At 59.2% G+C, this 19,941-nt stretch carries 18 protein-coding genes; 13 read left to right on the top strand and 5 right to left on the bottom strand.

Annotated elements, in window-relative coordinates; genetic code table 11:
* Positions 1 to 2 precede the first annotated feature (2 nt).
* On the bottom strand, positions 3 to 2,960 hold the full coding sequence (locus BLR25_RS08725) for a DUF748 domain-containing protein (RefSeq protein ID WP_425438688.1): 2,958 nt from the start codon (positions 2,958 to 2,960) through the stop codon (positions 3 to 5).
* A 206-nt stretch (positions 2,961 to 3,166) separates the two neighbouring features.
* Here BLR25_RS08725 and BLR25_RS08720 point away from each other — a divergent pair, with 206 nt between their 5' ends.
* Both BLR25_RS08720 and BLR25_RS08715 read left to right on the top strand, forming a co-directional pair.
* Positions 3,167 to 4,123 carry a GGDEF domain-containing response regulator gene (locus tag BLR25_RS08720; RefSeq protein WP_091936642.1) on the top strand — a complete coding sequence of 319 codons (957 nt, stop codon included), beginning with the start codon at positions 3,167 to 3,169 and terminating at the stop codon, positions 4,121 to 4,123.
* A gap of 9 nt (positions 4,124 to 4,132) precedes the next feature.
* A complete protein-coding gene (locus BLR25_RS08715) occupies positions 4,133 to 4,513 on the top strand; it encodes a response regulator transcription factor (protein ID WP_091936640.1) in 381 nt (126 codons plus the stop codon).
* 13 nt (positions 4,514 to 4,526) lie between these two features.
* On the opposite strand, the gene gloB is transcribed toward BLR25_RS08715, so the two are convergent.
* Positions 4,527 to 5,288 (bottom strand): hydroxyacylglutathione hydrolase, encoded by a 762-nt coding sequence (gloB, locus tag BLR25_RS08710; protein WP_091936638.1) that lies wholly within the window; start codon positions 5,286 to 5,288, stop codon positions 4,527 to 4,529.
* Between the two features lie 27 nt (positions 5,289 to 5,315).
* Between gloB and BLR25_RS08705 the strand changes: the two genes are divergently transcribed.
* The 3 genes from BLR25_RS08705 to dnaQ are packed head-to-tail and all read left to right on the top strand — an operon-like array spanning position 5,316 to position 7,238.
* Positions 5,316 to 6,044: a class I SAM-dependent methyltransferase gene (locus BLR25_RS08705; protein WP_091936636.1), complete on the top strand. Its 729-nt coding sequence runs from the start codon at positions 5,316 to 5,318 to the stop codon at positions 6,042 to 6,044.
* Positions 6,034 to 6,501 carry a ribonuclease HI gene (gene rnhA, locus BLR25_RS08700; RefSeq protein WP_091936634.1) on the top strand — a complete coding sequence of 156 codons (468 nt, stop codon included), beginning with the start codon at positions 6,034 to 6,036 and terminating at the stop codon, positions 6,499 to 6,501. Before BLR25_RS08705 ends, rnhA begins: the two co-directional genes overlap by 11 nt.
* Positions 6,502 to 6,518: 17 nt before the next feature.
* Positions 6,519 to 7,238: a DNA polymerase III subunit epsilon gene (gene dnaQ / locus BLR25_RS08695; protein ID WP_091936632.1), complete on the top strand. Its 720-nt coding sequence runs from the start codon at positions 6,519 to 6,521 to the stop codon at positions 7,236 to 7,238.
* A gap of 91 nt (positions 7,239 to 7,329) precedes the next feature.
* Here the strand turns inward: dnaQ and BLR25_RS08690 are convergent, their stop codons facing one another.
* Positions 7,330 to 7,716, bottom strand: a complete 387-nt coding sequence (locus BLR25_RS08690) for a hypothetical protein (RefSeq protein ID WP_091936630.1) — start codon at positions 7,714 to 7,716, stop codon at positions 7,330 to 7,332.
* Positions 7,717 to 7,829: 113 nt separating this feature from the next.
* Here BLR25_RS08690 and BLR25_RS08685 point away from each other — a divergent pair, with 113 nt between their 5' ends.
* Both BLR25_RS08685 and BLR25_RS08680 read left to right on the top strand, forming a co-directional pair.
* Positions 7,830 to 8,729, top strand: a complete 900-nt coding sequence (locus BLR25_RS08685) for a recombination-associated protein RdgC (protein WP_091936628.1) — start codon at positions 7,830 to 7,832, stop codon at positions 8,727 to 8,729.
* A 7-nt stretch (positions 8,730 to 8,736) separates the two neighbouring features.
* The gene (locus BLR25_RS08680) at positions 8,737 to 9,048 is read left to right on the top strand and encodes a GIY-YIG nuclease family protein (RefSeq protein ID WP_091936626.1); all 312 of its coding nucleotides are present in this window, start codon (positions 8,737 to 8,739) and stop codon (positions 9,046 to 9,048) included.
* On the opposite strand, the gene BLR25_RS08675 is transcribed toward BLR25_RS08680, so the two are convergent.
* Positions 9,002 to 9,223 (bottom strand): hypothetical protein, encoded by a 222-nt coding sequence (locus BLR25_RS08675; RefSeq protein WP_143009809.1) that lies wholly within the window; start codon positions 9,221 to 9,223, stop codon positions 9,002 to 9,004. The two genes, BLR25_RS08680 and BLR25_RS08675, sit on opposite strands and share 47 nt — an antisense overlap.
* Positions 9,224 to 9,415: 192 nt before the next feature.
* Here BLR25_RS08675 and BLR25_RS08670 point away from each other — a divergent pair, with 192 nt between their 5' ends.
* The 6 genes from BLR25_RS08670 to BLR25_RS08640 all read left to right on the top strand — a co-directional run bounded on the left by BLR25_RS08670 (position 9,416) and on the right by BLR25_RS08640 (position 18,184).
* The gene (locus BLR25_RS08670; RefSeq protein WP_091936622.1) at positions 9,416 to 11,041 is read left to right on the top strand and encodes a methyl-accepting chemotaxis protein; all 1,626 of its coding nucleotides are present in this window, start codon (positions 9,416 to 9,418) and stop codon (positions 11,039 to 11,041) included.
* A 70-nt stretch (positions 11,042 to 11,111) separates the two neighbouring features.
* Positions 11,112 to 12,216, top strand: a protein-coding gene (gene prfB / locus BLR25_RS08660; RefSeq protein WP_143009808.1) for a peptide chain release factor 2 whose coding sequence is annotated in 2 segments (ribosomal slippage) — positions 11,112 to 11,192 and positions 11,194 to 12,216 — 1,104 coding nt in all. Because the reading frame shifts where the segments join, the coding sequence is not laid out codon by codon here.
* 26 nt (positions 12,217 to 12,242) lie between these two features.
* Entirely contained in the window at positions 12,243 to 13,751 is a 1,509-nt protein-coding gene (gene lysS, locus BLR25_RS08655) for a lysine--tRNA ligase (RefSeq protein WP_091936617.1), read from the top strand.
* Positions 13,752 to 13,998: 247 nt separating this feature from the next.
* Positions 13,999 to 14,793 (top strand): glycine zipper 2TM domain-containing protein, encoded by a 795-nt coding sequence (locus BLR25_RS08650; RefSeq protein ID WP_091936615.1) that lies wholly within the window; start codon positions 13,999 to 14,001, stop codon positions 14,791 to 14,793.
* Positions 14,794 to 15,066: 273 nt separating this feature from the next.
* Positions 15,067 to 16,026: an EAL and HDOD domain-containing protein gene (locus BLR25_RS08645; RefSeq protein WP_176785812.1), complete on the top strand. Its 960-nt coding sequence runs from the start codon at positions 15,067 to 15,069 to the stop codon at positions 16,024 to 16,026.
* Positions 15,998 to 18,184: a putative bifunctional diguanylate cyclase/phosphodiesterase gene (locus BLR25_RS08640; protein ID WP_218122678.1), complete on the top strand. Its 2,187-nt coding sequence runs from the start codon at positions 15,998 to 16,000 to the stop codon at positions 18,182 to 18,184. Before BLR25_RS08645 ends, BLR25_RS08640 begins: the two co-directional genes overlap by 29 nt.
* 11 nt (positions 18,185 to 18,195) lie before the next feature.
* Here the strand turns inward: BLR25_RS08640 and BLR25_RS08635 are convergent, their stop codons facing one another.
* The gene (locus BLR25_RS08635) at positions 18,196 to 19,809 is read right to left on the bottom strand and encodes a methyl-accepting chemotaxis protein (RefSeq protein ID WP_091936612.1); all 1,614 of its coding nucleotides are present in this window, start codon (positions 19,807 to 19,809) and stop codon (positions 18,196 to 18,198) included.
* Between the last annotated feature and the right edge of the window lie 132 nt (positions 19,810 to 19,941).

The raw sequence follows: 19,941 nt of genomic DNA, 5'->3' as shown, positions 1-19,941 counted from the left end.
TTCTATTTCAGTGAAAAGACAACCTGCCCCGCTGCAGCCTTCTTTTCGCCACCGGCAGCATCGCCGGCCTCTGTCAGTTTGCCCGGCAACATGAAGATGCGTTCAAGCGAAACCTGATGCGCTGCTAACCAGTCCCGCACTTGTCTTGCACGCGTCTCGCCAAGCTCTCGCAAGGTCTCATCGCCAACGTTTGCATACGTCAGCATCAGCTTCTCCATCTCTTCGACCGGCAATGTCTTGACCAAACCGACAACGTTACGCGGCTTCGGGAATTTCTCGGCGCGATAAGCGCGTTCAAGCAGCGCAGGATATTCCTCGGCCCGAATCTGGATGCTATCGACCGCGCCGCTGGCAACCCCCGACCGCGTCAAGTCTTCGCGCTTGGCCGCTTTCACCTTGCGTTCCAGATCGACGCGCTTGAGCGCTTCCAGTTCCCGCACAGGGTCGACGACCGAGGCAATTTCCAGCTTGAGTTCGGGACGATCAATCAGCGCCTTGGCGAGATTCTCGAGCCGTTTTTCCGCCGTCGGCGTAATGGTTTCGCGACCGGCATCGAACTCGATCGCGGACAGTTCTTCGCCGCCGAACATTGACCCCAGCAGGGCAAACGGCGAAGCCACCGCCTTGACGACCAGATTGACGATCACCTTGACGACCAAACCACCGACGCTGAACTGCGGATCGTTGAGCGAGCCCGAAATCGGCAGATTCAGGTCGATCTCGCCGCTACGGTTTTTCAACAAGGAAACGGCGAGACGAACCGGCAGCTTCGTCGCCTCAGGACTGTCGACGGCATCGCCGAATGTCAGTTGGTCGATGAACACCCGATTCTCGGCTTCAAGCTGATCGTTCTCGATCTTGTATTTAACGAACAGCGACAACTTGCCCTTTTCGATTGCATAGCCCGCATACTTGCCTGAGTAGCTTGAGAACGGCGTCATCTCTACGCCCTTGATCTCGGCTTGCAGGTCGAGGTAGGGCTTGGCCGACAGCGGATTGATCTGGGCATCGACGGTCAGAGGGGCAACGTCGTCGTAGCGCCCTCGCAATTCGAGCTTGGCGGTGGTTCCTGGCTCCGACGACAGCCCTGAAATCCGACCGCTGATTTTGCGCAGATTGGCCGTGTAATTGGGCTTGACGAAGTTGTCGGTGAAGCGGACATCCCCCCCTTGCAATGTGATCTTGCCGATACGGACAGGCATCACCGGTTTGCTGGCGGCCTCTTTTGGGGCAAGTGGCGTCGTCGCCTTGCCCTCGCCGGAAGCAGCAAGGGGTTCGGCAGGCGCCGCTACCGGCGCATTCTCATCTTGTCGCACCAGTTGCAGCAGGTTCAGCTTGCCTTCGCGACTGACGATCACCCGAGCAAAGAAATCCGACAATGCGATTTCACCGACCGACACCGACATCGGTTGCAAATTGAGGTCGACCTTGCCAAAGTAAAACGACTTCCAGCGCAGGAAATCCGCCGAATTCGGCTTATCGACCGCCTGAAAATCACCGAGCGTCGCCTGGCCGGAAAACTGGCCCACCACGCCAATAGGCGAATCGGTCGCCTTACGCAAATGAAGCGCGCCATCAGCCGTCAACTGCCCCCGGGTCACGGCAACGTTGAGTTTCTCTGCGAAATACGGCTGGAACGGCAGAAGTTCAAGCGACTTGATCGTCACATTCAGGTCGGCAGCGCCTTGCACCGGATTGAAGCTCCCGGTGACGCCCAACTCGCCGCGCCGATTGACCAGCACACGCGCAGCAATTTCGGCCGGTTCAAGCCCTCGACCGGAAAGCTTCTTGACGCGTATTTCAGGGATGTCGACCGACCCCTTGAACGGCATTTTCCGCGACTGATCCACGACGCGCAGCAGGCCGCCATTCAGCGAAAATTCGCCCAGTGACCAATCAAATGGCGACTCCGGCTGAGCCTTGGCCGAATCATCTCCGGCGGCAGGCGCCTTGGCCCCTGCACCCGATGTTTCTGTTTCGGACAAAGCCGTCAGGTTCAGGCGGCCTTTCTGATCGATCGTGACGCTGACATCCGGCGATTCAAGCAGAACACGATCGAGTTGCACCTTACGGGCCGGCAAATCCAAGGCACCGAGCACCAGTTCCAGTCGTTTGAATGCAAGCAGCGCAGCGCCCTGACTATCGCGAACATCGATGTTCCGGAGCGCAGATTTCCCGGCCAGATGAATTGAAGCGTTGCCGCCCTTGTCCTGATGGAAACGCAAGGTCACGCCGACATCGAGCATCCCGCTTTGCACCTTGACCGGGAGCTTTGCCGGAACGTAGGGAAGGTATTGCGTCAGTTTCAGATCGGCAAGATCCATCGCCAATTCGCTTTCATGCGACTCGGAGAAAGGCTTGCTCTTCACCTTCGCATGCACTGGCGCGCCATTTACGACAGCGGAAAAAGAGGGTTCGACAAAGGTATCGACGGCGAAAGCCATATTCGAAATGAAGGGCAGAGAAACATTCACCCCCTGAATCTCATGCTTTTCGCGCATAGGTTGATCATCGAACGCCAGCGAACCGCCCGTTATGCGGATATTGCTGACGGAAAACATCGGCGGCTTCGCTTCGCTTTTTGGCGCTGGCGATACCTGCGGCGCTTCGAGCAGATCGGAAAAATTGTATTGCCCCGCCGACAAACGCGCGACATGGACGCGCGGGCCATCGAGACGCAACTCGCCAATCACCACGCCCCCCTTGAACAGGGACGCGGCATCGAGGTTGATATGCAGCTTGTCAAAAGCGAGGAAAGTCGTCTCGCTATCGCGCTCCTTGATCGACAAGCCATCGACATCCAACGTCATGGCGAAAGGATTGATGTCCACGCGTTTCACGGCAACCGTGCGATGCAAGGCTTTGCTCGCCTGATCGATCAATACCGATTTGACAATCGGCGGCAGGACAAAGAAGCCGAGGATTGCGAACAGGACAATGGCAAGCCCCGCGTAAGCCATGTAGCGCACCGTCCGATATTGCCGCAACAAACTTGTCCATCGATTCCCGTTCATGCCATCACCATCATCAAGCAATCCAATACTGAGAATCTAGCACATGCCGGCCACTCCTGACGGCGGACAAAAGCGTTGCGGCACGCGATTCGCCGCGACAAGCGCCGGGTGAAGTGTCAGAATACGTCTATTGGCCAAATTCCCCCGTGACAATGAAAATTCTCGTCATCGAAGACAGCAGAAGCAGTCTCAAGCTTCTCTGCGACCATATCCGCAAGATGTACTTTCAGCCGATCCCGGCGGAAACAGGACATCAGGGTGTCGACCTGTTTCTCAAAGAGCGCCCCGACTTGGTGCTGCTCGACGTTGTCATGCCCGATATCGATGGTTTCGAGGTGGCACGCCAGATCCGACAGATCGAAACACCCGGCGAATGGACGCCCATCATTTTCCTGAGTTCGTTGAACAAGGATCAGGACATTGAGAGGGGCATCGCTGCGGGGGGGGATGACTACTTGCTCAAACCGGTCAGTGAGGTCGTTCTGGGCGCAAAGATCCGGGCCATGCAACGCATTTTGCAAATGCGCCAGTCTCTCGTCGTATTGACGCGTAAACTCGACAATGCCAATCAGGAACTCAAGCGACTGACGTCACTCGACGGTCTCACCGGCATCGCCAACCGGCGCCATTTCGACGCGGTGCTATTGCGCGAATGGCGCCGCGCCATGCGCATCGGCGAGGAGTTGTCCATCATCATGGCCGACATCGACTTCTTCAAGCTGTACAACGACACGTATGGCCATCAGAACGGCGATGAATGCCTGCGCCAGATCGCCCAGGCGCTCAGTCACACTACCGACCGCGGCGGCGATCTACTGGCGCGCTATGGCGGTGAGGAATTCATCGCGGTTCTCCCCGGCACGTCGCTCAGCGGTGCCAGCTTTGTCGCCGAACAGATGCGAAAGACGGTCAGCGATTTGCGGATTCCGCACCCGGGCGCGCCGTTCGGCCATATCACCACGAGCTTCGGCGTTGCTTCAGCCGTCGCCATGCCTGAAACCGATCCTCAGGACCTCGTTGGCGCTGCCGACCTGGCGCTCTACAAAGCCAAGCATCTGGGACGAAATCAGGTCTGCCAGACGCTCTCCTTCGACCCGCAGGAGAACTAGACAAACATCATGACACCGCATCCAAAAGTCCTCATCGTCGATGACAACGACCTGATGCGAACCCTGCTGCGCGGGATCCTGCGCAGCGAGAGTTACGACATCATCGGCGACGCCAAGAACGGCGCGGCATCGCTGGAGTTCATCGCCAAGACGAAGCCCGACATCGTCTTCATGGACGTCATCATGCCCCTGATGGACGGACTGGAGGCGCTTCAACGCATCAAGGAACTCTACCCCGAGATCGTCGTTATCATGATCACGGGCAACCCCAGCAAGGAAAATGTCGAGGAATCAATCCGCAACGGCGCCAACGGCTTCATCATCAAGCCCTTTAACTCGGCGCGCGTCCTCGACACGCTCAACAAGGCCTGGCAAAACCGCAAGCGTTAGACGTCGCTACGCGTCAGAACGAGTTCTTCCAGCCACGTAGCGCCGCGAACACATCAGCCGACTCCAGGCTTGCGGCACCATGCTGACGCGCGGACTCGACAACCTCCGGCACGTTGCAGCGCAAAAACGGATTGGTCGCTCTTTCCAGCGCAAGAAACGATGGCACCGACGGCTGTCCCTTGGCACGCAGAACCGCGACTTCATCGACGCGATCACGCAGAAAACGGTTCCCAGGTTCAACGGCCATGGCAAAGCGCAGATTGGCTTCGGTATATTCGTGGGCACAAAACACACGCGTCCCGTCAGGCAAGGCCGATAGCAATGACAAGGAGTTCCACATCTGCAGGGGAGTCCCCTCAAAGACCCGTCCACACCCGGCTGAAAACAGCGTATCGCCACAAAACAAGGCATCACTCGCCAGATAGGCAAGATGCCCGGCCGTATGCCCTGGAGTGGACATTACCCGAACCGGACAACCCAAGGCCGGTAGCGTCAGCACCTCGCCGCCGCGCAGAGGATGGGTCAACGCTGTGATAGACTCCGTCGCCGGCCCATACACCTCGGCAGCGAAATGGGATAACAACGATGGAATTCCGCCTTGATGGTCCTGGTGGTGGTGCGTAACCAGGATGGCTTCGAGCGATAATTTCTCCTGTTGCAGGACATCCAGCACCGGCGCAGCATCACCGGGGTCGACAACGACCGCCGCGGCGCCTTTGCGCAACAGCCAGATGTAGTTATCCTTGAAAGCCGGAATCCCGATGACCTCGAACATGATCTGATTGTGGAAGAATCACGAAAAATGTCAAATCACGACATGGACGAATGGCTCGACTCGCCTCAGGGACGCTACATCATGACTTGGGAGCACGCCCGCGTGACTGCCCTGGTCAGCGACTTGTTCGGCTATAACGCCCTGCAACTCGGCCTGCCGCAAATCAGGCTGCTCGAACAAAATCGTATTCCACTACGCCAGATTGCCGGCGATACCGGACCCGTCGACGTTCTATGCGACATGCATGAACTCCCCTTCTCTGCCAACAGCATCGATCTTGTCGTTCTACCGCATGTGCTTGAATTTCACGACGACCCACATCAAATTCTGCGTGAAGTCGAGCGTATCCTGATCCCCGACGGACAACTGATCGTCACCGGATTCAACCCGCTGTCGCTTTGGGGCTTGCGCCGCAAGCTTCCGGGCGGCAAGGAAGACTTTCTCGCACAAGGCAATTTCATTTCGGTGCTGCGCATGCGCGACTGGTTGCACTTGCTCAGCTTCGAAGTCGACCGTGGCAACTTCGGCTGCTATGCCCCGCCCTTCCGTCACGAACACTGGCTCAAGCGCTGCCATTTCATGGAAGCGGCGGGCGACCGCTGGTGGAGCTTTGCCGGCGGCGCCTACGTCCTGCGCGCGGTAAAACGGGTACGCGGCATGCGCCTCGTCCTGCCCGGATGGAACACCCGGAAGAAGGCCTCGCATAAGGCGCTCACCACCGTCACACACAAGGAACTGGACCAGCGTGAACTCTGAACTGATTACGAATATCTACGCCGACGGCGGCTGTCGCGGCAACCCCGGCCCCGGCGGATGGGGCGTCTTGCTTCAGGCTGGAGCCGCCGAAAAGGAACTCTGGGGTGGCGAACGCGACACCACCAACAACCGCATGGAATTGACCGCCGTGATCCGGGCACTGGAAGCGCTCAAGCGGCCGGCGCGCATCCAACTGCACACCGACTCCCAGTATGTACAAAAAGGCATCAGTCAATGGATCCACAACTGGAAGCGTAACGGCTGGAAAACCGCCGACAAGAAACCGGTCAAGAACGCCGACCTGTGGCAAAAGCTCGACGAAATCAGCCAAAAACATGAAATTACCTGGACCTGGGTCAAGGGGCATGCGGGGCACCCTGGCAACGAGCGCGCCGATGCTCTGGCAAATCGCGGCATAGACGACCTTCTTGCCGGGCGCACTTCGTCACACAACTGAGGGATCTGGACAAGACCATGAGACAGATTTTTCTCGATACCGAAACCACGGGCCTCGAACACAAATTGGGGCACCGCGTTATCGAAATCGGCGGCGTCGAAATGCGCAACCGTCGGCTGACACACCATCATTTTCACCGCTATCTCAACCCGGAACGCGACATTGACGAGGGCGCGCTGGCAGTGCACGGCATCAGCCTCGATTTTCTTCAGGACAAGCCGCGCTTTGCCGAGGTTGCAGCGGAATTTCTTGATTTCGTGCGCGGCGCCGACCTCATCATCCACAACGCGCCCTTCGACATCGGCTTCCTGAACGCCGAACTGGCACGTCTGGACATGGCACCGATCGAAACCGTCTGCCATGCCGTGCACGACACCCTGCGCATGGCGAAGGAAACATTCCCGGGCAAGCGAAACAGCCTCGATGCGCTCTGCGATCGCTATGGCATCGACAATTCGCGCCGCACGCTTCACGGCGCCTTGCTCGACGCGGAAATTCTGGCCGAAGTCTATGTCGCCATGACGCGCGGCCAGGAAAGCCTGATGATCGAACCGGTCGACGAACCGCAAGCGGAACTCGCCGCCACAGCCATATTTTCTGGCAGCACGGGGAAGCGCGCGCAACGCATTGTCCGAGCCAGCCCTGAGGAAATCGAGCAACACGAAGCGCTGCTCGGCGCCATCCAGAAGGAAAGCAAAGGCAAGTGCGTCTGGCTTGCGGGCGACGCCGAGACCTGAAAAACGGGGTCCACGCCCATTATCGCCGGATGATGACAACAAAAAAAACCAGGTCAAGCGACCTGGTTTTTTATTTGAAGCACGTGAAGCCTCAGGAATTACCCTCGGGATTCCCCTGCGGCGGCGCATCCCCTTGCTGCGGACGCTTTGGGCGGCGATGCTGACGCTTCGGCGGCCGCACCTGGCCCTCAGGACGCGGACCCTCGGGACGATTTTCCTGCTGTGGCGGGCGGGCATCCTGACGCGGACCGGGATTCTTCTTGCCGAAGCCCTGCCCTTGCCGCCGCCCTTGACCGAAATTCCCCGGCCGCTTTCCTTCCGGACGGTCCTGAGCGTAACCGTTGTCGCGGTTTCCTGGTGCCGTCCGGATTTCGAGTTCGTTCAACTCGTCCCATTCCGCATCGGTACGATCACGATCGGGAATGGACAACAGTTCGCGAATCCGGCGACGAATATCAAATGGTTGTGGATCGTTCATGACGGTATTATGACCCAGTCAGGGAGTTGCATTCAATACTCACGAAAAAAATCCAACCTCCCCGCATCTCTGATTCAATCCTATAATTCGCTCCTTTTTTCCGAGTTCGTCGCATGTGGTTCAGAAACCTTCAGATCTTTCGACTCCCCCGAAACCTCGACATCGACATCGAGGCGATCGACACTGCGCTGTCCGGTGCCGCACTCCATCCCTGCGGACCGCTTGAAGCCGAGTGCCTCGGCTGGGTGGCGCCCTCTGCGAGCGGCGCGCTGGTACATTCGGTCAATCATCAATGGTTGATCGCGCTCGGCGTCGAACAACGGTTGTTGCCGACCTCGATCGTCCGCCAGATTGCCGACGACCGAGCAAAAGCTATCGAAGAAGCCGAAGGGCGGCGCGTCGGACGCAAGGAACTGCGTGACCTGCGCGAAGCGCTGACCGTCGAACTGCTGCCGCGCGCGTTCGTCCGTCGCCGCACCACCTTCGGCTGGATCGACCCACTGAATGGATGGCTCGTCATCGACGCCGGCGCGCAGGCCAAGGCCGAGGAATTCCTCGAGCACCTGCGCAAATCCGTCGACAGTTTTCCGGCAACCCTGCTCAAGACAACGGTATCACCGTCCTCGGCGATGACTGGCTGGATCGCAGGCAACGAAGCGCCAGCAGGATTCACCATCGACCAGGACATCGAATTGCGCTCGGCCGAAAATGCGCTCATCCGCTATACGCGACATTCGCTTGAAGGCAAGGAAATCCGCGAGCACATTGCCGAGGGCAAGGTCGTCACCCGTCTGGGCCTGACCTGGAACGATCGCATTTCGTTCGTGCTCGACGAAAAACTGCAAATCAAACGCCTTTCCTTCCTCGACATCCTCAAGGAAGAGACCGACGGCCAGGCCGAAAACGAAGACGAGCGTTTCGATCTCGATTTCGCGCTGATGACCGGCGAACTGGCGCACCTCATGTCGGACGTCATCGCCGCACTCGGCGGCGAGCCTGAAAAAGGCGCGTAACCGAAACATGAGCACCGCTGTCCGCCCCTGGTTCGTGTACCTCATCGAATGCCGGGGCGGCAGCATCTACACCGGCATCAGCACCGACGTCGAAGCCCGCTATCAGGCGCATCTTTCCGGTAAGGGCGCACGCTATACCCGCATGCATCCGCCGCAACGACTGCTGGCGGTCATCCCCTGCAGCGACCGTTCGACGGCACTCGCCGCCGAATGCCGGATCAAGGCGCTACCGCCCGCCGAAAAGCGGACGCTGGCCAGCGAGCATCCCTACCTTAGTCGAACAGACCCGGCTGCAACGGCGCGAGATTCTCGCGCTTGACGGTGAAGCGAACGGGGGCACCGCTACGGCCGATCGCTTCGACGACCATGCGGTTGGCACAGGTTTCGGCAACGATGCGAACGTTGTAGCCGCCGCGCGCCAGACGGCCTGCGCGCCCGACATAAGTCGCGACAATACCGACCTGCGGCACCCATGTAGATTTCTTTCGCCCCATCACCCGCCTCATCTCCCGTAATGCCTTTATCGTATCAGCGGGATGGTCAAAAAACCAGCGCGTCGCAGAGCGCCTCCTCCTGGAATGAAAGCCAATCGAAGGCGTAACGTCCGGATAATGGACTAATATCAGTCAATCAGAATACTCGCGACACAGCCTGCGCTGCCAGCGTGACAAAGAGGGAACACTGCGATGAAACTGCGAAACCGGATACTGACAATCGTCTCTGCCTCGCTGATCGGACTTGCCGCCATGGCAAGTTACGGACTGCACCAACTGCGCGAGAGTCTGCACAACGAAAGACGGGCGCAGATCGCGCAATTGCTCGACGTTGCCGATGCACAGCTCAAATATTTCCACGCGCAGGAACGGGCCGGAAAGATCTCACGCGAAGAGGCCCAGGCGCGTGCCAAGGAGGCCATTTCGGCGCAACGAACAGCCGACAACTATTTCATCGTTCGCAATATTGCCGACAACATGCTGATGATCCACGGCAACCCCTCGCGCGTCGGCAAGATCGATCCCGGCGGGAAGACCACCGATGGACGGCAGGTCATGACGGTCTACCAGGAGGAGATCCGCAGCAGCAAGGACGGCAAAGGCTACGTCATGCTCGAAGCCGTCCGGCCAGGCACCGAGGACAAGAAGCTTTACAAGAAGCTCAATGGCGCCAGCATCTTCGAGCCCTGGGGATGGCTCGTGGCGATCGGTTTCTTCGTCGATGACATCGACCGGATTTTCTGGCGCGACGCGGCCAATCTGCTGATCATCGGCGGACTCTTGCTGAGCATCGTCGCCTTTCTCGCCTTCAAGACGATGCGCAGCATCCTCGACCAACTCGGCGGCGAACCGGCTTATGCCAGCGAGATTGCCCGCGGAATTGCCGATGGAGACCTGTCGCAGGACATCGCTGCCGGAAACAACGATGCCAGCCTGCTCGGCTCGATGAAAACGATGCAAGCCGGACTCCACGACATGGCGACCCGTTTCAACCAGGCCTCGACAACGCTTGCCGACGCTTCGCGCAAACTCACCGACGAAACGGCGCGGATCAGCAACGGCAGCCAGAAGACCTCGGCGGCTACATCCGCCACCGCTGCCGCAGTGGAGGAAATGACCGTCAGTATCAATCACATTTCCGACAATGCGCGGGAAACCGAACAGAACTCGCGCCATGCGGCAAGCATCGCCGCCGACGGCGAGAAACTGGCACGCGACGCCGCAGCAGAAATCCAGCGTATCTCGGCCGACATCGCCAGCGCCTCAGAACTCATTCTCGGACTGGTCGAGCGCTCGCGCGAGATCGACGGCATGAGCGCCGTCATCAAGGAGATCGCCGACCAGACCAACCTCCTGGCACTCAACGCCGCCATCGAAGCGGCGCGTGCCGGCGAACAGGGGCGCGGCTTCGCGGTCGTCGCCGATGAAGTTCGCAAGCTGGCCGAACGCACGGGCGGCGCCACCCAGGACATCACCCGTACCATCCGCGCCGTGCAAAGCGACACCGACATGGCCGCCGAGCGCATGGACGGCGTGCGCCAACAAGTGGCGCTGGGCGTCGAACTGGCCGAAAGAGCAGCACATGCCCTGCAAAAAATCACCCAAAACGCTCAGGCCACGCTGGAAAAAACCCGCGACGTCGCCGACGCCTCGCTCGAACAGAGCCAGGCAAGCAACAACATCGCCAACAACGTCGAGCAGATCGCTCAAATGGTCGAGGAAGCCGATGCCTCGGTGCAGGCCGTACATATGCAGGTTCAGCAACTCGACCATCTGGCGCGCGAACTGAGCCAGACCGCCGAGAAATTCCGCCTTTAACGGGCGTAAAAGCCGTCATACGGGCGTTCAGCGTATATAATTACGGGTTTCACTGAACGTCCGGAAGACTATGGAAGCCGAACAACTCAACCAGATCGCCAACCGGCTCGTGGATCTCGCCCAGCGCGCCACCGAGCTACGGAGGTATCTTTGACTACGATCAGAAATTCGATCAACTGAACGCCGTCAATCGCGAACTCGAAGACCCGAAAGTCTGGGATAACGCCGAGCGCGCCCAGGAACTCTCCAAGGAAAAGAAAGCGCTCGAAGGCGTCGTCCTGACGCTGAACCGCGTCGCCGACAGCCTCAAGGACGCCGACGAACTTTTCGCCATGGCGCGCGAGGAGGAAGACGACGACACGCTGCTCGCCGTCGCCGCCGACATCGACTTCGTCGAGAAGGAAGTCGCCGGCCTCGAATTCCGCCGGATGTTCAACAACCCGGCCGATCCGCTCAACTGCTTCGTCGACATCCAGGCCGGCGCCGGAGGCACGGAAGCGCAGGACTGGGCGTCGATGCTGCTGCGCATGTACGTCAAGTACGGCGAACGCAAGGGTTACGGCGTCGAGGTGCTCGAAGAGTCCGAAGGCGATGTCGCTGGCATCAAGACGGCAACGATCAAGCTTTCCGGCGAATATTGCTTTGGCATGTTGCGTTCGGAGACGGGCATCCACCGTCTCGTGCGCAAATCGCCTTTCGACTCGAATGCGCGTCGTCACACGAGCTTTGCCTCGGTCTTCGTCTATCCGGAAATCGACGACTCGTTCGAAATCGAGATCAATCCGGCCGATCTGCGCATCGACACCTATCGCGCCTCGGGCGCCGGCGGTCAGCACATCAACAAGACCGACTCGGCCGTGCGTATCACGCACAATCCCTCCGGCATTGTCGTGCAGTGCCAGAACGACCGCTCGCAGCATCGCAACCGGGCCGAGGCGATGGCCATGCTGAAATCCCGCCTCTATGAGGCCGAGATGCGCAAGCGACAGGCCGACCAGCAGAAGCTCGAAGATGCCAAGACCGACATCGGCTGGGGCCACCAGATCCGCTCCTACGTGCTCGATCAGTCGCGCATCAAGGATCTGCGCACCAATGTCGAAGTCGGCGACACGCAACGCGTCCTCGACGGCGATCTCGACCTTTTCATCGAAGCCAGCCTGAAGCAAGGCGTCTGACAACCATTCCCTTTCAGAGACTGACCATGTCCGAACAGAACAGCACCCCCGAACAACAGCAGGACGAGAACCACATCATCGCCGAACGTCGCGCCAAGCTGGCCGAATGGCGGGCGACCGGAAAAGCCTACCCGAACGATTTCGAGCGCGAGAACATCACCGGCAAGATCATCGAGCTGTACGACGACAAGAGCACGGAAGAGCTCGCAGCCAACCCGGTCGAGGTCAAGGTCGCCGGCCGCATCATGCTCAAGCGCGTGATGGGCAAGGCCTCCTTCATCACCATCTCCGACGTCGGCGGCCGCATCCAGATCTACGTCGCCCGCGACAAGGTCGGCGAGGAAACCTATGCCGCCTTCAAGCGCTGGGACATCGGCGACATCGTCGGCGTCGTCGGTCCCTTGTTCCGCACCAAGACCAACGAACTGACCGTCGAAGCCAACGACATCCGCCTGCTGTCGAAGTCCTTGCGTCCGCTGCCGGAGAAATTCCACGGGCTGACCGACCAGGAGCAGAAGTACCGGATGCGTCACCTCGACCTGATCATGAACGAGCAATCGCGCTTCACGTTCATGGCCCGTAGCCGCATCGTCCAGTCGATCCGCAACCACATGTGCGCCCACGGCTTCCTTGAAGTCGAAACGCCGATGATGCACCCGATCCCCGGCGGCGCATCGGCCCGTCCGTTCAAGACGCACCACAATGCGCTCGACATGGAGCTTTATCTGCGCATCGCACCGGAGCTTTATCTCAAGAAACTCGTCGTCGGCGGTTTCGAGAAGGTGTTCGAACTCAACCGCAACTTCCGCAACGAAGGCATGAGTCCGCGCCACAATCCCGAATTCACGATGATGGAGTTCTACGAGGCGTACAGCGAATACAACAAGCTGATGGACTTCACCGAAGGCCTGCTGCGCCATTCGGCACGCGAAGCACTCGGGGCTGAAACCTTCGAATACCAAGGCCGCACGCTCGATCTCTCGAAGCCGTTTGATCGCCTGACGATGGTCGAAGCCATCATGAAGTATCGCCCGCAATACACGCTCGAACAGTTGACCGACGCCGACTGGTTGCGCCAGAAGCTCGCGGCCATGAAAGTCGAACTCAAGCCAGGCATGGGCCTGGGAACACTGCAACTGCTGATGTTCGAAGAAACGACCGAAGCCGATCTCTGGGACCCGACCTTCATCGTCGACTATCCGGCCGAGATCAGCCCGCTCGCCCGCAGCAGCAACGACAACGCCGACATCACCGAGCGCTTCGAACTCTTCATCGTCGGCCGGGAAATCGCCAACGGCTTCTCCGAGCTCAACGACCCCGAAGACCAGGCCGAGCGCTTCCTGGCGCAGGCCAAGGCCAAGGATGCCGGCGACGAGGAAGCAATGTATTACGACGCCGACTTCATCCGTGCACTCGAATATGGCCTGCCGCCGACCGGCGGTTGCGGTATCGGCATCGACCGTTTGGTCATGCTGCTGACCGACTCGGCCAATATCCGCGACGTCATCCTCTTCCCGCAGATGCGTCCGGAATGACGCGATGACCGGACGGCGTTAACTGCGCCTGAGCGAAAATCGACGGGGAGCCTCGCATTGAGGTTCCCCGTTTTGCATTTCAGGCCCGAAGCATGTATCGGCGGCAATCTGGACCCCATCGTCTTGCGCACCGCCTCCGCCACACGGCACCGCCCCCAATTTACGGCGTGGCAACACTCGCTTTGTCAGCCGACCCGACTATTGTTGCGTTAGTACGACATTGAAGACCTTCGCCAGGAGACACGCCATGGACAACCCATCCCCCTCCCGCACGCATCCGATGGTCATCGTCGCGGCAAGCGCCATCACCGTCGCCAGTCTGGCCGCAACGGCGTGGTTCGCTGGCTATTTGCCACCGCGCGCCGAGCCGGCCACCACCGCAGCGCCAGCCACAAGCGCGCCGCCGCCTCCACCAACGGTTGCAGTGCCACAAACACCGGCGGCGGCAGCCCCAGCCGCCGTCGCCCCTGCTCCGACAACCGAAAAAAAGCCAGCGCCCATTGCCAAGGCACGCCCCCAAGACGATCGTGACGCCCCCATTCCGCCACCGCGCCAGGTTCAGCGGCGCCCGGCTAACCGTGACCCCGCGTTCGGACAGCAAGGTTTCGCCGCTGAAGCGCCGATGGGCGACAACGGCTGGAACGGACGCACTGCAGAGAGAAACCCCCCCGTATTGCAGTCACCGGCCTACGGGCAAGCGCAGCCGGTATGTCGCGAATGCGGCATCGTCGAAAGCGTGCGGGAAATTCGCCAGGAAGGCGAAGGTTCGGGACTCGGCGCTGTCGGTGGCGGAGTTATTGGCGGCTTACTCGGCAATCAGATCGGCGGCGGTCGCGGCAAGACGGTCGGCGCCGTGGTCGGCGCCGTCGGCGGCGCGCTAGCCGGCAACGAGGTTGAACGAAACGTCCGTTCGACACGCCATTTTGAAATCGCCGTCCGCTTTGACGACGGCAACGTTCGCACTTTTATGGAAGCCCAAGCACCGAGTCTGCAACGCGGCGACCGCGTCAGGATGGTCAACGGCCAGCTCATGCGCTTCTAATCAACTGTCAGACGCAGTACAAGCCCGACGCCCGGACGATTTGCCGGCGCCGGGCAATCGCCAGTCGACAATGTCGGAAATACATCAAAAACCGTTGCAAGATCACGACGCCGACCTGCCTGACGCAGAAAAATTGCCGAACTCTCGGGACAAAAATCGTATACTCTGGCGCAGGCTCGCCGACACAGAATATGCAAACAAATTACTCCGGGGAATGCCGCCGATCCGGCGCAATAAGAAACGATGACACGTTCGCCACTGCTGCTTGAACCCTTGGCCGACCGATCGCTAAAGGTCGCCGCGATAGCGTTGTATCTCGACCCTGAAGACGATACCGGCATTCAAGCGCTGGTGGGGACAGCGACGTTCGCAGCCTTGGCAACCGCGCTCCCCTGCCTCATCACTTCCGATCGTGCTTCCCGATTGTCTCCCGGAACCCAAGAGCGTCTCATACAGCTAGGTTGTCACATTGTTGCCGATGAAACGATCCGTAGCGCCGCCACACTCGATCAGATCGATCTACACGCGCCATGCGAATGGCTCGGGGGACACTGGTTCATGGCCGCAGGCAACAACGGCACCGGCGGCCAGTCAAGCTCGCGCGGACTTGAACTCAAGTTGCTTCAACTCGTCGCCAACGAAGCTGACACGCGCGATATCGAAGCCGTCTTTCGCCAGGACCCCGTTCTTTCCTACCACCTTCTTCGTCTTGTCAATTCCATTGGCATCGGCGTCAGCCGGAACATCTCGAGTTTTTCGCAAGCCATACTGATTCTTGGCCGGCAACAATTGAAGCGCTGGCTGAATCTGATGCTCTTTTCGGCGAACCGGAACGACCGTCGATCAGCCCTGCTGCTCGCCCATGCCACGGTTCGTGCGCGCGCAATGGAGTTGTTGGCGAAAGCCGCAGGCTTCGACCGCCAAACGCAGGAACAGGCCTTTATGGCCGGCATGTTCTCGCTTCTTGGCGTACTTTTCGCGGTGCCGCTCGAGAAGATACTGACGCCGCTCAACCTGAACAAACCGCTGATGACCGCCTTGCTGACCTTGCAGGGCGATCTGGGCCGCATGCTGAAAGCGATCGATGCTGCGGAAAAATGCGACGCCAAGACGCTCACCGCCGAAGTCGCGTCGCTCGGCATCTCGCTGGAGGACTACAACCGTCTGACTGTCGAGGCCTACCAATGGATGCTGGACGTCATTCATGAGCATCAGTGCGATGGCAACGCCTGACCTCATCCTCGCCCAATGTATCGCGCTGTGCCAACAAGCGCGCACGCAATCCGGCGAGGATGCACACCGGAAGCTTGAGTCGCTCGAACGGATACTCGGCAAACTCAACGACGAATATTGCTGCAACAATCCGACATGGAAGCCACTGGAAGCCTCGGAACAACCGATCATCCGGATGGATCTGACAGGCTATATTACGGACTGGAACAACGCCGCAGAAGCACTTTTCGGATACACCCGAAGCGAAGCAATCGGACAGCACTTCCTCTTCATTTACGCTGACGAATCGGACACGTTCAACGACGGCTTTCATGACTACTTTCTCAATGAGGGCAGTCCGTATATCGAGGTCCATCATCGCAAGAAGACGGGCGAAGTATTTCGCGCCAATCTCACGCTTTCGCGAATCTTCGACGATGCCGGTCAGGCGATCGGGATGGCCGCTCACCTGACGACGCTCAGCGATCTCCTCAGCGATGACGATCGCCAGCGCTTACATGCCACCATCATTGAAAACAGCGACGAAGGCATACTGATCACCGACCGCAACGAGATGATCGTTTCCGTCAATTCAGCCTTCTCCCGCATTACCGGCTACACCTCCTTCGAAGCCATCGGGCAGACCCCGGATCTACTGCGCTCGGGGGGGCACAGTGCCGACTTCCGCGCCGAAGTCCGTGCCGCAATGCATGGTGCCGGTGCCTGGCAAGGCGAGATCATCGGGCGGCGAAAGAACGGCGAGTTGTTCCCCCAGTCGGTCTCGATCGGCGTCGTGCGCAATCCGCAAGGAGAAGTCACGCACGCTTTTTCCATTTTTTCCGATATCAGTGTGCTGCGTGCCGCCGAACACCGCATGCAGCAAATCGTCAATTACGACAGCCTGACGGGCTTGCCCAATCGCACGCTCTTTAACCAACTGGCGGATCAGATGTTCGCCAGTGCGAGCCGCAACGAGCGCAACGTAGCCCTGATGGTGATCGACATCAACCGATTCACCTCGGTCAACGATTCGCTTGGACTCGAAATTGGCGACGAACTCCTCCGCCAGATCGCACAGCGATTCCGTCAAGCTTTGCGCGACGAAGATATCATCGCGCGCTTTGGCGGCGACGAATTCGTCATTGCCCTCAATATCCAGAAGCGCGAGCACTGCGGACTCGTCGCCGAGAAGCTGCTGGAAACCCTTCATCCCTTGTTCGCCATCGGACCGCATGCTTTGCACATAGAGGCATGCATCGGGATTGCGACACTGCCCGAAGACGGTCAGAACGTGGACGAACTGCAGCGCGCCGCCGACGTGGCGATGAAGCGCGTGCAACAAACCAGCGACTCAGGTTATCTGTTTTTCGGCCCGGCGATGAATATTCGCGCCAAGGAGCTCTGGCAACTCGAAGGCGAACTGCGCCAGGCCGTCAACGAAAATGCACTCGTCCTGCATTACCAGCCCAAGGCAAGCCTCCGCAACGGCCGCATTGTCGGCGCGGAAGCATTGATCCGCTGGCCGCACCCGGTCCAAGGCATGATCCCGCCTTCTCGCTTCGTGCCGCTTGCCGAAGAAACCGGCCTCATCTACAGCCTCGGCAACTGGGTTATCGAAGCCGCCTGCCGCCAGATTCACGACTGGATGCGGAAAAGCATCCCCTTGATTCCGATCGCGGTGAATCTCTCCGCACGCCAATTCGACGCCCAACTTCCCGACCGGATCAGCGAGATCGTCGAACGTCACGGCATACCGCCGGAAATGCTTCGCCTCGAAATTACCGAAAGCCTGCTGGTCCGCGGCGCAGAACTCGTCATCCCGATCATGAACGATCTCGTCGCCCGTGGTTTCAGTCTCTCGCTGGATGATTTCGGCACAGGCTATTCAAGCCTCGCCTATCTGAAGAAATTTCCGATCTCGACGCTGAAGATCGACCGGTCCTTCGTCATCGGTGTGCCGCAGGACAAGAACGACTGCGCCATTGCGCAGGCGATCGTCACCATGGGCAAGCAACTCGACCATGAAATCGTTGCCGAGGGCATCGAGAACAAGGCGCAGATGGATTTCCTGCGCTCGCTCGGCTGCGATCAGTTGCAGGGTTACCTGTTCAGCCCGCCGGTCCCGGCTGACAGACTCGCCGAAATGGTCTGCAAGGACCATCGGCTGAGTCTGGAATGAACCGCCTCTAATCAGACCTTGTAAGCGCGCAGCGTCTCGGCAATTTCCCGACTCATCTCGCTCATGCGATTGACCGCTTCGGCGGTCGTCTCGACGGCCTGCGTATTACGTTCGGTCATCTGCGCGATCTGCTCGATGCGCTGCGAGATCGAGGTGGTCGCCGCGCTCTGCTCGCGCACGGCTTCCGAGATTTCCTCGACGGAGCCAACCACGGTACTCGACCCTTCCTTGATTTCCTGGATCGAGTGTCCCGCTCGCTGCGCGTTCTCGACGCCGACATCGACCGAGCGCACGGCCTGGCCCATGCTGTTCACGGCGTGCGCGGCGCTGCTCTGCATCTGTCCGAGCAGTGTCGAAATTTCCTGCGTCGACTGCGTCGTCCGCTCGGCGAGCTTGCGCACCTCGTCCGCCACGACCGCGAAACCGCGGCCCTGCTCACCCGCCCGCGCCGCCTCGATCGCGGCGTTGAGCGCCAGCAGGTTGGTCTGCTCAGCGATCTCCTTGATGATGTTGGCCACGGAGGATATCTTCTCGCTATCGTTACGCAACGCATCGATGCGCGTCGACGTCTGACGCACCGAATCCGATATCGTCTGGATCCCCTGAACCGTCGCCAGGATCACCTCGGCACCGCTATCGGCAGTCTCGCGCGACTTGAGCGTGTGCTGACTGGCTTCCTGCGCCTGATTGGCAACCATCGAAATACTGACGGTGAGTTCCTCGATCGCAGCGGCCATCGAGGACGACGCATCGTTCTGCGCATGGGAGTTTTCGGTAATTTCCTTGGTCGTCTGATTGACGTCGTCGGAAATCTGCGCCATGCGCGCAGCGGCGGCCTGCACGCCGCTCAAACTTGCTCGCAGACGTGATAGCAATTCGTTGTAGGCGCGCAGCGTCCTGCCAATCTCATCATCGCTACGGATATCGATTGAGCGGGTAAAGTCGAGCTCGGTGGACGTCTGTGTGATCGCCTGCTGCATGGCCGACAGCGGTTTGGTGATCGAGCCTCCGAGGAAAAATCCCATCAGGCCAATGCCACCGACACCGATCACTGCCGCCGCGATCGTGATCATCAGCGTTCTCTTGAATGCCGAGTCTGCCGACTGGGAATGCACGTTAACATCATCGATACTGACCTTCACCAGCTTGTCGAAAGCAGCCGCCAGATCGTGGTGCAGCGGACCGATGTCGCGCTTGATCATATCCAGCGCCATGCCGTTCTCCCCTTGCGAGGCGAGCGCGCTGATCTGCCGCATGCGCGTGATGAAAGCAATCAGGCCAAGTTTGGCCTGGGTGAGATCGTTCTTGCGATCCTCATCCGTAACGTTATCCGAGTAGGCATTGATCTGCTTGATCAGCGCTTGTCCGCCTTCGTTGATTTCTTTTTCGAGGGATTCCCCTTTGGCGGCGTCGTCCGTGCCGGCGCGTTCATACAGCTTCGGAATCAGGCCGAGATAGGTACTGCGCATGTCGCTGATCTTCAGCATCGCCGGAACCGATTCTTCGGCGATCCCCTTGACGTCGGTATTCACAACCCGAAGACCAAACAGACCGAAAAATGAAATGGCTGCAGCAGTCGCCATCGCCAATGCCACCAGAAGCCAGATTTTCCTGCTAATCAGCATTTCGAACCATCCCCTTTTGAACGCACGATGACTCTCAGATATTCCACCCGTATTCTCTATTTATCGAGCGAAAAAACCATGAGCCGGTATGACCGCATTACCACTTAAGGCGTAGTTAAGATTAACGCATCG

Source organism: Propionivibrio dicarboxylicus (assembly GCF_900099695.1).
Taxonomy (GTDB): Bacteria; Pseudomonadota; Gammaproteobacteria; order Burkholderiales; family Rhodocyclaceae; genus Propionivibrio; species Propionivibrio dicarboxylicus.
Note: the sequence above shows the minus strand (reverse complement) of the source record. Positions and strands in the feature narration are given on the sequence as shown.